Below are 11,340 nucleotides of genomic sequence, written 5' to 3'. Positions count from 1 at the left end.
GCCCCGACCCGCTCAGCGCTTGCCCCCGCCCTTCCCGCCGCCCTTCCTGTCCTTGCCCGTGCCGTCCTTGCCCTTGCCCTTGCCGTTCTTGCCCTTGCCGTCCCGGGCGCTGCTCTTGTCGTCCTTGCCCTGGCCGCCCTTGCCCTTGCTGTCCTTGCCCTTGCTGTCCTTGCCCTTGCTGTCCTTGCCCTTGCTGTCCTTGCCCTTGCTGTCCTTGCCCTTGCTGTCCTTGCCCTTGCTGTCCTTGCCCTTGCTGTCCTTGCTCGGGCCGTCCTTGCTCGGGCCGTCCTTGCTCGGGCCGTCCTTGCTCGGGCCGTCCTTGCTCGGGGACTTGGCGTCCTCCGCCCTCGTCCGTGCTGCGCTCTTCCCGCCGCCGGCCGGCTGGTCGGCGGCGGTCGCGACCGCGGCGGGGACCGGCGCCGCGACAGCACGCTCCCGAGCGGGCTCCTGGGCCGGGGTCGGGGACCCCCCGCGCGCCGCCGGACCGCGGGTGGCGCCCCCGCGACCTCGGAGGTCGACGCCGGACTCCTTCACCAGGCCGTGCACGAAGCCGAACGACCGGCCCGCGTCCTCCGCGATCGCTCGGATGCTCTCCCCCGCCGCGTAGCGCCGGCCCAGCCGGGCGGCGAGCTCGGCCCGCTGCGTCCCGGTGATCCGCGATCCTCGTGCCAGTGCCTCGCCCACGATGCCTCCTGTGCTGAGGTCGCGGTCGCGCGACGTCGGCACCATGATCGTCGGCTGGTGATCATGGGGCAAGCACCGGGCCCGTCGGGTGATCATGAGCGCCCGCCGCGGCGGACCATGATCAGGCCAGCGACACCAGTTCCGCGTACTGGGGGTTCCACAGGTCCTCGACGCCGTCGGGCAGCAGCAGCACCCGGTCGGGGTCGAGCGCGTCGACGGCGCCCTCGTCGTGGGTCACGAGGACGACGGCACCGGCGTAGCTCTTGATCGCCGCCAGCACCTCGGCCCGGGACGCCGGGTCGAGGTTGTTCGTGGGCTCGTCGAGCAGCAGGACGTTGGCGCTGGAGACGACCAGCGCCGCGAGGGCGAGCCGGGTCTTCTCCCCGCCGGAGAGCACTGACGCCGGCTTGTCCACGTCGTCGCCGCTGAACAGGAACGAGCCCAGCACCTTGCGGACGTCGGTGTCGTTCAGCTCCGGGGCGGCGTTCTTCATGTTCTCCAGCACCGAGCGCGAGGTGTCGAGCGTCTCGTGCTCCTGCGCGTAGTAGCCCAGCCGCAGACCGTGGCCCGCCTTCACCGCCCCGGTGTCGGAGGACTCCACGCCGGCCAGGATGCGCAGCAGGGTCGTCTTGCCGGCCCCGTTGAGGCCCAGGATGACGACCTGGCTGCCCTTGTCGATGGCGAGGTCGACGCCGGTGAAGATCTCCAGCGACCCGTAGCTCTTCGACAGGCTCTCCGCCGTCAGCGGGGTCTTGCCGCAGGAGGCCGGCTCCGGGAAGCGGATCTTGGCGACCTTGTCCTGCGCCCGGACGGCGTCGAGCCCGGCCATCAGCTTCTCGGCCCGCTTCGCCATGTTCTGGGCGGCGACGGCCTTGGTGGCCTTGGCCCGCATCTTGTCGGCCTGCGCCATCAGGTGGCCGGCCTGCTTCTCCGCGTTCTGCCGCTCGCGGCGTCGACGCTTCTCGTCGGTCTCGCGCTGCTGCAGGTACCGCTTCCAGTTCATCGCGTAGATGTCCAGCTCGGAGCGGTTCGCGTCGAGGTGGAAGACCTTGTTGACCGTCTGCTCCAGCAGCCCCACGTCGTGGCTGATCACCAGGAGCCCGCCCGAGTGGCCCTGCAGGAACGTCCGCAGCCACAGGATCGAGTCGGCGTCGAGGTGGTTGGTGGGCTCGTCGAGCAGCATCGTCTCGGCCCCGGAGAACAGGATCCGGGCCAGCTCGACCCGGCGGCGCTGCCCACCGGAGAGCGTGTGCAGCGGCTGGTGCAGGACGCGGTCGGGCAGTCCGAGGTTGCTGGCGATGCGGGCGGCCTCGGCCTCGGCCGCGTAGCCGCCGGCCGCGGCCAGCTCGGCCTCGGCCCGGGCGTAGGCCGCCATCGCCTTGTCCCGGACCTCGTCGGAGTCGTCACCCATGGCCAGCCCCGCGCGGTCCAGCCGCGCGAGCACGGCGTCGAGCCCCCGCGCGGCGAGGATCCGGTCCTTCGCCAGCACGTCGAGGTCACCGGTCCGGGGGTCCTGCGGCAGGTAGCCGACCTGGCCGCCGAGGGAGACCGAGCCGGCGGCCGGGGCCGCCTCACCGGACAGGATCTTGGTCAGCGTCGTCTTGCCGGCGCCGTTGCGCCCGACGAGGCCGATCTTGTCGCCGGGCGCGACCTGGAAGCTGACACCCTCCAGCAGCAGGCGCGCTCCCGCGCGCACCTCAAGATCCTTCGCGACCAACATGGTGTTCCCGTGACTCTCTTCGTGCTTCGGCTTGGCTCTAGGTGGCTGGGTCCGGCGGCGCCGTGCGGTTCGAGGGGCCGGCTAGGACAACCTGCCCCTCGGCCGAGGCCGACCGCGCAACACCAGCGGTGCTCGGGACTCAAGCATCTTAGGTTGTCTACGCCGGCCCCTCGAACCTCACGACCCCGCCTCGCAGCACCTCAACGCGCTGCCGGGCCGAGAAAGTCCGTCCCCACCCTGCTGGCCACGAACGCTGCTCGATGACCCGGGCTTGCCCAGGTCCCGCATTCCCTGCCCCGACCGCCTGTTCTCGGGCTCACCCGGAGTGCCACCCGGGCACGGACGCCACCACGAAGACCGCGACCAAGGGAGGATCAGCGACCCGTCCGCCCAGCCGGGACCGGGCGCAACGCTGAGGGCGCTGAGGCCGCGGCCGGAGCAGGGAGCTCGGGTCGGCGGGGCCTGGTGAGGGCTGGTCGAACCTGAGATGCGTGAAGCCCGATCAGGGCCGGGCTGAGCGGGCGCAGGAAGACGAGGGGCAGGTTTCGCCCAGCCCTCACCAGGCCCCGCCCGACCCCAGCGGAACCAAGCCCGACAAACCCGCGGCAGAAAGCCCGACTAGACGTTGAAGCCCAGGGCCCGCAGCTGCTCGCGGCCGTCGTCGCTGATCTTCTCCAGCCCCCACGGGGGCATCCAGACCCAGTTGATGACGAAGCCGTTGACCAGGCCCTCGAGCGCCGAGGCCGTCTGGTCCTCGATCACGTCAGTCAGCGGGCAGGCCGCCGAGGTGAGGGTCATGTCGATGGTCAGGTTGCCGTCGTCCTCGAGGGTGAGGCCGTAGATCAGCCCCAGGTCGACGACGTTGATGCCGAGCTCGGGGTCGACGACGTCCTTGAGGGCCTCCTCGAGGTCCTCCACACTGGGTCGCGCGCTCCAGGCGGCGTCGGCGGCGGGCAGCTGGTCGGTCACCAGGTCCGACGGCCGCGGGGCGACCTCGGTCGTGCCGGTCTCGGTGCTCGTCGGGGTGTCGGTCCCCAGGTGCGTGTCGGTCATCGTGCGGCTCCCTGATCGTCGGTGGTGCGGCTGTGACCCTCGAAGGCGTGGTCGGCCTGCGCGCGCAGGGCGGCGTCCTTGAACGCCGACCAGCCCAGCAGCGCGCACTTCACGCGCGCCGGGAACTTCGAGACGCCGGCGAAGGCGATCCCGTCCTCCAGCCGGTCCTCGTCGGGCTCCAGCGCGCCCTTGCTCTGCATGAGCGTGAGGAACTCCTCGTGCAGCTCCAACCCGTGGCTCACGGGCTTGCCGATGACGAGATCGCTCATCACCGACGTCGAGGCCTGGGAGATCGAGCAGCCCAGCCCCTCGTACGAGACGTCGCCGACGGTGTCCCCGTCGAGGTGGACGCGGAGCGTCACCTCGTCCCCGCAGCTGGGGTTGACGTGGTGCACCTCGGCCTCGTACGGGTCGCGCAGTCCGCTGTGGTGCTTGGCCCGGTAGTGGTCGAGGATGATCTCCTGGTACAGGTCGTCGACCTTCACCGTGCACGTCCTGGTCCTGGGGCGGCCGAGCCGCGGGCGAAGAACTTCACGGTGTAGTCCAACCCGTCGACCAGCGCGTCTATTTCCGCGCGGGTCGTGTACAGGTAGAACGAGGCGCGGGTCGAGGACTGGACCCCGAAGCGCTCGTGCAGCGGTCGGGCGCAGTGGTGGCCGCCGCGGACGGCGATGCCCCGGGAGTCCAGCAGCTGGCTGACGTCGTGCGGGTGGATGTCGCCCAGCGTGAAGGAGATCGCCCCGCCCCGGTCGACGGGCTCGGCGGGACCGACGACCCGGAGACCCGGCACTCCGGCCAGGCCCTGCAGTGCGTAGGCGGTGATGTCCTGCTCGTGGGCGGCGATCTGGTCCAGGCCGAGGTCGCTGAGGTAGCTGGCCGCCGTGGCCAGGCCGACCGCCTGGGCGATCGGCGGCGTGCCGGCCTCGAAGCGGTGCGGCGGCGGGGCGAACGTCGAGCCGCTCATCTTGACGACCTCGATCATCTCCCCGCCACCGAGGAACGGCGGCAGCTCGGCGAGCAGGTCGTAGCGGCCCCAGAGGACGCCGATGCCGGTCGGACCGACCATCTTGTGGCCGGTGAACACCAGCAGGTCGGCGCCCAGCGCCTGGACGTCCACGGGCATCTGCGGGACCGACTGCGACGCGTCGACGACCACGACCGCCCCGACGGCGTGCGCCGCGGCGGCGATCTGCGCGACCGGGTTGACGGTGCCCAGCACGTTGGAGACGTGCACGACCGACACGATCTTGGTCCGCTCGTTGAGCAGCCCGTCCCGCACCGCACCCTCGAGGTCGAGGCGGCCGTCCTCGGTCACGTCGTACCAGCGCAGCACGGCGCCGGTCCGCTCGGCGAGCAGCTGCCACGGCACGATGTTGGAGTGGTGCTCCATCACCGAGATCACGATCTCGTCGCCGGGCCGCAAACGCGCCCCGAGCGTGTGCGCGCAGAGGTTCAGCGCCTCCGACGCGTTCTTGGTGAAGACGATCTCCTCGGAGCGCGCCGCGCCGACGAAGTTCGCCAGCGTCGCGCGGGCCCCCTCGAACGCCTCCGTCGCCTCGCCGCCGAGCAGGTGCATGGCCCGGGCGACGTTGGCGTTGTGGTTGAGGTAGTGGTCCTCGATCGCCTCGACGACCACCCGCGGCTTCTGCGAGGTGTTGGCGCTGTCCAGGTAGACCAGCGGCCAGTCCCCGGCCGTCCGCTCGAGGATGGGGAAGTCGGCGCGGATGGCCTCCACGGCGAACGGGATCGGCTCGTCGCCCAGCGCCCCCAGCGGCGCCTCGTCGACGGGCACCGTCGGTGCGTACTCGGGCAGCCGGTCGGCTGCCTCGACCTCGGTGGTCATGAGGCCTCGCCCCGGGCGCGGGTCACGCGGACTGCTCCGCTCCGGCCGTCGCCGCCGCGGCAGCCTTGACGTAGCGGTCGTAGCCCTCGACCTCGAGCCGCTCGGCCAGCTCCTGGCCGCCCTGCTCGGCCACCCGGCCCGCGACGAAGACGTGCACGAAGTCGGGCTTGATGTAGCGGAGGATCCGCGTGTAGTGGGTGATCAGCAGCACGCCGCGGTCACCCTGGGAGGAGAAGCGGTTGACGCCCTCCGAGACGATGCGCAGCGCGTCGATGTCGAGGCCGGAGTCGGTCTCGTCGAGGATCGCGAACTTCGGGTTGAGCAGCTCCAGCTGGACGATCTCGTGGCGCTTCTTCTCCCCGCCCGAGAAGCCCTCGTTGACGCTGCGGTTGGCGAACTCGCGGTCCATCTGGACCTTGTCCATCGCGGTGCCGACCTCCTTGACCCAGGTGCGCAGCTTCGGCGCCTGGCCGTCGACCGCGGTCTTGGCGGTGCGGAGGAAGTTGGACACCGAGACGCCCGGCACCTCGACGGGGTACTGCATGGCCAGGAACAGCCCGGCCCGCGCCCGCTCGTCGACGCTCATCTCCAGCAGGTTCTCCCCGTCGAGGGTGACGCTACCGGAGCTGATCGTGTACTTCGGGTGCCCGGCGATCGAGTAGGCGAGGGTGGACTTGCCGGAGCCGTTCGGCCCCATGATCGCGTGCGTCTCACCGGACCGGATGGTGAGGTCGACCCCCTTGAGGATCTCCTTCACCCCGGACTCGGTGTCGACGGTGACGTGCAGGTCGCGGATCTCGAGCGTGGCCATGTCAGTGTCTCCTGGAGTGCTGTTCTGAGTTCAGTTCGTGGGGCTGGTGACGTCCACCAGCAGGTCGTCGCCCTCGACCCGGACGGGGTAGACGGCGACCTTCTCGGTGGCCGGCAGCCCGGTCGGCTTGCCGGTGCGGAGGTCGAAGCGGGACCCGTGCAGGTAGCACTCGATCTCGCCGTCCTCGACGTCGCCCTCGCTGAGCGGGACGGCGGCGTGGCTGCACAGGTCGGCGATGGCGTAGTACTCGTCACCGCTGCGGACGAGCGCCACGTCCTCGCCGTCGACCTCGACGGCCAGGGCGCGGTCGGCCTTGATCTCGGCCAGGGCGCAGGCGCGGACGAAGCTCATGCCGCACCGCCGGTGCTGCCGGTGCCCAGCGGGATCCCGACGTTGACGGCCAGCTCGGCCTCGACGGCCGCGAGCAGCTGCGCCTCGACCTCGGGCACCCCGACCTTGCGGATGATGTCGGCGAAGAAGCCGTGCACCACCAGCCGACGGGCCTCGGCCTCGTCGATGCCCCGGCTGCGCAGGTAGAACAGCTGCTCGTCGTCGAAGCGGCCGGTCGTCGACGCGTGCCCGGCGCCGGCGATCTCGCCGGTCTCGATCTCGAGGTTGGGCACCGAGTCGGCCCGGCAGCCGTCGGTGAGGACGAGGTTGCGGTTCGACTCGTACGTCTCGATGCCCTCGGCGACCTTGCGGATCAGCACGTCACCGATCCACACGGTGTGCGCGCCGCGGCCCTGCAGCGCACCGCGGTAGTCGACGTCGGACCGGGTGCGGGGGGCGTTGTGGTCGACGAAGAGCCGGTGCTCGAGGTGCTGGCCGGCGTCGGCGAAGTAGAGGCCGAACATCTCCGACTGGGCGCCGGGGCCGGCGTAGGAGACGTTGCTGTGCAGTCGGACGAGGTCACCGCCGAAGCTCACGACGACGTGCTTGTAGCTGGCGTCGCGGCCCACGCTCGCCTCGTGCTGGCCGGCGTGGACGGCGTCGTCGGCCCAGTCCTGGATGCTGACGACGGTGAGCTGGGCGCCGTCGCCGACGACCACCTCGACGTTGCCGGTGTGCACGCCCGAGCCCGCGTGCCGCAGCACGACGGTCGCCTTGCTGAAGGCGCCCGCCTCGATGACGGTGTGGGCGTTGGAGCGGCGCCCGGCGCCCTGGCCGGTCATCGTGACCGTCAGCGGCGCCGTCGCCTCGTGCTCGGCGGGGATCCGCAGGTGCAGCCCGTCCGGCGTGCCGGCCGACGCGGTGGCCGCGGGGCCGTCGGTCGGGGTGAGCACGCTCCCCCGCACACCCTCGCCCGGGGCCAGCGTGCCGGCCTCGACGCCCTCGGGCACCGACACGGCGACGTCGAGCGCCCCGTCCTCGGTGGGCAGGGCCTCGAACAGGCTCTGCACCCGCTTGAGCGGGGTGAACCGCCACACCTCCTCGCGCCCGGTGGGGCGGGGGTGGTCGGCGACGTCGAAGGAGCCGACCGGGTGCAGGTGGCTGGCCACCTTGTCGGTCGTCTCGACGGCACCGGCCACGGCGTCCGCCGACAGGGCGGCGGACTCGGCGGCCGTGGTCGGGTCGGTGTCAACAATCGTCACGGAAGACGTTCTCTCTCTGTTCTCGGTGTCCTTCGGAGCGTGCCCCGGGCCGGCCGGAGGCAGGCCCAGGGCGCGGGATGGGTCGGCGTCAGCCGACCGCACCCTCCATCTGCAGCTCGATCAGCCGGTTGAGCTCCAGCGCGTACTCCATCGGCAGCTCCCGGGCGATCGGCTCCACGAACCCGCGGACGATCATGGCCATCGCCTCGTCCTCGCCCATCCCCCGGCTCATCAGGTAGAAGAGCTGGTCGTCGCTCACCTTGGAGACAGTCGCCTCGTGGGCCATCGACACGTCGTCCTCGCGGACGTCGACGTAGGGGTAGGTGTCGGAGCGGCTGATCTGGTCGACCAGCAGCGCGTCGCACTTGACCACCGAGGCGGAGTGCGAGGCACCCTCCTGGACCTGCACGAGGCCGCGGTAGGAGGTCCGGCCACCGCCCCGGGCCACGGACTTGGAGATGATCGAGCTCGACGTGTGCGGCGCGCAGTGCACCATCTTCGAACCCGCATCCTGGTGCTGGCCCTCACCGGCGAAGGCGATGGACAGCGTCTCGCCCTTGGCGTGCTCGCCCATCAGGTAGACGGCCGGGTACTTCATGGTGACCTTGGAGCCGATGTTGCCGTCGATCCACTCCATGGTGGCGCCGGCCCTCGCAGGTCGCGCGCTTGGTCACCAGGTTGTACACGTTGTTCGACCAGTTCTGGATGGTCGTGTAGCGGCAGCGCGCACCCTTCTTGACCACGATCTCCACGACGGCGGAGTGCAGGGAGTCGCTCGAGTAGATCGGCGCCGTGCAGCCCTCGACGTAGTGCACGTACGCGTCCTCGTCCACGATGATCAAGGTCCGCTCGAACTGGCCCATGTTCTCGGTGTTGATCCGGAAGTAGGCCTGCAGCGGGATCTCGACGTGCACGCCCTTCGGCACGTAGATGAACGAGCCACCCGACCAGACGGCCGAGTTCAGGGCGGAGAACTTGTTGTCCCCGACGGGGATCACCGTGGCGAAGTACTCGCGGAACAGGTCCGGGTACTCCTTGAGCGCGGTGTCGGTGTCGAGGAAGATGACGCCCTGCTTCTCCAGCTCCTCGTTGATCTTGTGGTAGACGACCTCGGACTCGTACTGGGCCGCGACGCCGGACACCAGACGGGCCTTCTCGGCCTCCGGGATGCCCAGCTTGTCGTAGGTGTTCTTGATGTCGGCCGGCAGGTCGTCCCAGGTGGTGGCCTGCTTCTCCGTCGACCGCACGAAGTACTTGATGTTGTCGAAGTCGATGCCGTCGAGGTCGGCACCCCAGGTGGGCATCGGCTTGCGCTCGAACAGGCGCAGGCCCTTCATCCGGAGGTCGAGCATCCACTGCGGCTCGCTCTTGAGCGCGGAGATGTTGGCGACGACCTCGGGGGTCAGGCCACGCTTCGCGGTCGAGCCGGCGACGTCGGAGTCGGACCACCCGAAGCGGTACCGGCCGAGCGCCTCGAGGTGCTGGTCCTGGGTCTGGCCCGTGCCGACGGGCCCCGCGGTGGTGGTGGTGGGCTCTTGGGTCTGCGTCATGGTGCGGGCCTCTCCTCAGGGGTGGTCATGTCGAGGTCGTGCGCGAGCTGCGGTTCTGGCGGTGCGGTGGGACTGGCGGGGGTGGAGGTCGAGCCGGGGCTCGCGGGGATGTGGGTCGTGCAGACCCCGTCCCCGTGCGCGAGGGTGGCGAGCCGCTGGACGTGGACGCCCAGCACCCGGGAGAACATCTCGGTCTCCACCTCGCACAGCTGCGGGAAGCGCTCGGCCACGTGGGCGACCGGGCAGTGGTGCTGGCAGATCTGCTCGCCGAGGGCGGAGGGCCGCACGGAGGCGACGTAGCCGTCCGCGGTCAGCGCTCCGGCGAGGGCCAGCGCGGGCGACACCGACGGGTCGGCGGCGTCCACGACCGCGCGGTAGCGCGCCTCCGCCGGGGCCGCCCGGCGCGCGGCGAAGGTCCTCACGGCGTCAGAACCCGCCTCGTCGGCCAGGAATTCCAGGGCGGCGATGGCGATGTCGTCGTAGGCGGAGGGGAAGTCCGCCCGGCCGGCGTCGGTGAGCGCGAAGACCTTGGCGGGGCGGCCCCGACCCCGGGAGCCGTACACGCGCTGCTCCCGCGCGCTCAGCACCCCGCGCTCGAGCAGGCCGTCCAGGTGTCGGCGGACAGCGGCGGTGGTCAGCCCCAGCCGGTCAGCAAGCGCGGCCGCGGTCGACGGGCCGTGCTCCAGGATGGACTGCGCCACCCGGTGCCGGGTGGAGGCGTCGGCCTCGGCCCCGGCGCGGGGGGCCTCCAGCCGGGAGTCCTCGGGCGTGCGAGAGCCAGGAGCGCGCGTGGCGACGTCCTGGAGGTTTTTCACAACACCAGTGTGCTCTTATTCGTCGGGCCCGTTCAAGCAAGGCCCGCCTTACCGCGGCCCGGGCGCCGTGAGCCTGCTCACGCCCTCGCGGTCGTCACTGGCGGTGGCTGCCCGCCAGGATGTCGGCGAGGTCGTAGGTGACCGGCTCCTCGAGCTGCTCGTAGGTGCACGACCGGGGCTCGCGGTCGGGCCGCCAGCGGTTGAACTGCGCGGTGTGCCGGAAGCGGGTCCCCTCCATGTGCTCGTAGCGGACCTCGACGACGAGGTCGGGCGCGAGCGGGGTGAAGGACAGGTCCTTGCCGTTGTTCCAACGGCTGGCCTCGGAGTTCCGGGGCGTCCGGGTGCCCTCCTCCTGCTTGGCCCAGGCCCAGGGGTGGTCGTCGAAGGTCGTGACGAGCGGCTGCAGCTCGGCGAACAGCTCCTTGCGCCGGGCCGCCGGGAACGCCCCGATGACCCCGACGTTGGCCAGGGTCCCCTCGTCGTCGTAGAGGCCCAGCAGCAGCGAGCCGATGCTGTCCGGGCCGCTCTTGTGCACCCGGTACCCGGCGACGACGCAGTCCGCGGTCCGCTGGTGCTTGATCTTGAACATGGTCCGCTTGTCCGGTGCGTAGCTGCCGGCCAGCGGCTTGGCGACCACGCCGTCGAGGCCGGCACCCTCGAACTGGGAGAACCAGTCGGCCGCCAGGGCGGCGTCGCGGGTGGCGGGGGTCAGGTGGACCGGCGCCCCGACGTCGGCCAGCGCCTCCTCCAGCGCCGCCCGGCGCACCTCGAACGGCTCGCCGGTGTAGTCGACGTCGCCGAGCGCCAGCAGGTCGAAGGCGACGAACCGCGCCGGCGTCTCCTGCGCGAGCTTGGTGATCCGGCTGAGGGCCGGGTGGATGCGCTGCTGCAGGACCTCGAACTCCAACCGGTCGCCCACCGCGACCACGATCTCGCCGTCCAGCACGCAGCGCTCGGGCAGGTGCTCCCGCACCGCGGCCACCACCTCGGGGAAGTAGCGGGTCAGCGGCTTCTCGTTGCGGGAGCCGATCTCCACCTCGTCGCCGTCGCGGAAGACGATGGAGCGGAAGCCGTCCCACTTGGGCTCGTAGGAGAGCGCTCCGGTGGGGATGGTCGGCACCGACTTCGCCAGCATCGGCTTGACCGGGGGCATCACGGGCAGCTGCATGCCGCTCATCATGGCCGATCGGCGGCGACCTCCCCCGAGGAGGAGCCGATCCGCTGCCGCGCCCGGCCCGCCCGGGCGCACCGGGCGTCCCACCGGGAACGCGA

The 11,340-nt window shown here is 71.2% G+C and carries 10 protein-coding genes and 1 pseudogene; all 11 read right to left on the bottom strand.

All coding sequences use genetic code 11. The features are described from left to right. Positions 1-12 precede the first annotated feature (12 nt). Positions 13-684, bottom strand: a complete 672-nt coding sequence (locus tag BLT72_RS23005; protein WP_231930365.1) for a helix-turn-helix domain-containing protein — start codon at positions 682-684, stop codon at positions 13-15. A gap of 121 nt (positions 685-805) precedes the next feature. Beyond that, on the bottom strand, positions 806-2,404 hold the full coding sequence (locus BLT72_RS05675) for an ABC-F family ATP-binding cassette domain-containing protein (protein WP_091410960.1): 1,599 nt from the start codon (positions 2,402-2,404) through the stop codon (positions 806-808). Between the two features lie 618 nt (positions 2,405-3,022). Next, complete coding sequence (locus BLT72_RS05670; RefSeq protein WP_091410958.1) at positions 3,023-3,457, bottom strand: metal-sulfur cluster assembly factor; 435 nt, start codon at positions 3,455-3,457, stop codon at positions 3,023-3,025. Further along, the gene (gene sufU, locus BLT72_RS05665; RefSeq protein WP_091410955.1) at positions 3,454-3,942 is read right to left on the bottom strand and encodes a Fe-S cluster assembly sulfur transfer protein SufU; all 489 of its coding nucleotides are present in this window, start codon (positions 3,940-3,942) and stop codon (positions 3,454-3,456) included. Before sufU ends, BLT72_RS05670 begins: the two co-directional genes overlap by 4 nt. Next, the gene (locus BLT72_RS05660) at positions 3,939-5,204 is read right to left on the bottom strand and encodes a SufS family cysteine desulfurase (RefSeq protein ID WP_172826193.1); all 1,266 of its coding nucleotides are present in this window, start codon (positions 5,202-5,204) and stop codon (positions 3,939-3,941) included. Before BLT72_RS05660 ends, sufU begins: the two co-directional genes overlap by 4 nt. Positions 5,205-5,322: 118 nt before the next feature. Next, positions 5,323-6,111 carry a Fe-S cluster assembly ATPase SufC gene (gene sufC / locus BLT72_RS05655; RefSeq protein WP_091410950.1) on the bottom strand — a complete coding sequence of 263 codons (789 nt, stop codon included), beginning with the start codon at positions 6,109-6,111 and terminating at the stop codon, positions 5,323-5,325. A 30-nt stretch (positions 6,112-6,141) separates the two neighbouring features. Beyond that, entirely contained in the window at positions 6,142-6,462 is a 321-nt protein-coding gene (locus tag BLT72_RS05650) for a non-heme iron oxygenase ferredoxin subunit (RefSeq protein WP_091410948.1), read from the bottom strand. Beyond that, positions 6,459-7,703 (bottom strand): Fe-S cluster assembly protein SufD, encoded by a 1,245-nt coding sequence (gene sufD / locus BLT72_RS05645; RefSeq protein ID WP_091410945.1) that lies wholly within the window; start codon positions 7,701-7,703, stop codon positions 6,459-6,461. Before sufD ends, BLT72_RS05650 begins: the two co-directional genes overlap by 4 nt. A gap of 88 nt (positions 7,704-7,791) precedes the next feature. Continuing rightward, positions 7,792-9,253: pseudogene (sufB, locus tag BLT72_RS05640) on the bottom strand (Fe-S cluster assembly protein SufB). Further along, positions 9,250-10,005 (bottom strand): helix-turn-helix transcriptional regulator, encoded by a 756-nt coding sequence (locus BLT72_RS05635; protein WP_197677328.1) that lies wholly within the window; start codon positions 10,003-10,005, stop codon positions 9,250-9,252. Before BLT72_RS05635 ends, sufB begins: the two are co-directional and overlap by 4 nt. A 157-nt stretch (positions 10,006-10,162) precedes the next feature. Further along, positions 10,163-11,236, bottom strand: a complete 1,074-nt coding sequence (locus BLT72_RS05630) for an ATP-dependent DNA ligase (RefSeq protein ID WP_091410943.1) — start codon at positions 11,234-11,236, stop codon at positions 10,163-10,165. Positions 11,237-11,340 lie beyond the last annotated feature (104 nt).

This window comes from Friedmanniella luteola (genome assembly GCF_900105065.1).
Lineage (GTDB): Bacteria > Actinomycetota > Actinomycetes > Propionibacteriales > Propionibacteriaceae > Microlunatus > Microlunatus luteolus.
Note: the sequence above shows the minus strand (reverse complement) of the source record. Positions and strands in the feature narration are given on the sequence as shown.